The following is a 392-nucleotide window of genomic DNA, read 5'->3' on the forward strand; positions in this document are numbered from 1 at the left end:
CCGGAGAGCATCGCGCTACGCTTCAATGAGGGGCTGCTATGCGGACGATGGGGCCGGTGAGTGATCAAGTAGAGGGTGCATTATTTTGTTAGTTGCAGCTCAGCGCTAACATGCAAAATTTCTGAAAATAGTATGATGAAAGATCCAGATCTGTTCCCAATTATTTTCGCAGAGCTTCAATATTCCGAGCATTATGCAGATGTTCATGCTGGCTTAGTGGCCCATCTTTGCCAGCACTTTTCCCCTTTGAAATCGGGGCTTCAAGGGGATTCGCATATTTCGATCATCAATGACGGGCAAGAGGTGATGGGGCGTTGTTGCATGGATATCTATGCACCAACGCCCAGCATAACCTTATAGCATTTAGCTTGCCATGCTGATGCAATCGCTTT

General features: G+C 47.2%; 1 protein-coding gene. It reads left to right on the forward strand.

Going from position 1 to position 392, the window contains the following annotated elements:
- Positions 1 to 132 precede the first annotated feature (132 nt).
- Positions 133 to 360, forward strand: coding sequence for a hypothetical protein (locus HBA93_RS19080; RefSeq protein ID WP_221724350.1), 228 nt, complete (start codon positions 133 to 135; stop codon positions 358 to 360).
- Positions 361 to 392: the final 32 nt, after the last annotated feature.

Origin of the sequence: Ochrobactrum sp. SFR4, from assembly GCF_019730395.1 — a bacterium.
GTDB lineage: Bacteria > Pseudomonadota > Alphaproteobacteria > Rhizobiales > Rhizobiaceae > Pseudochrobactrum.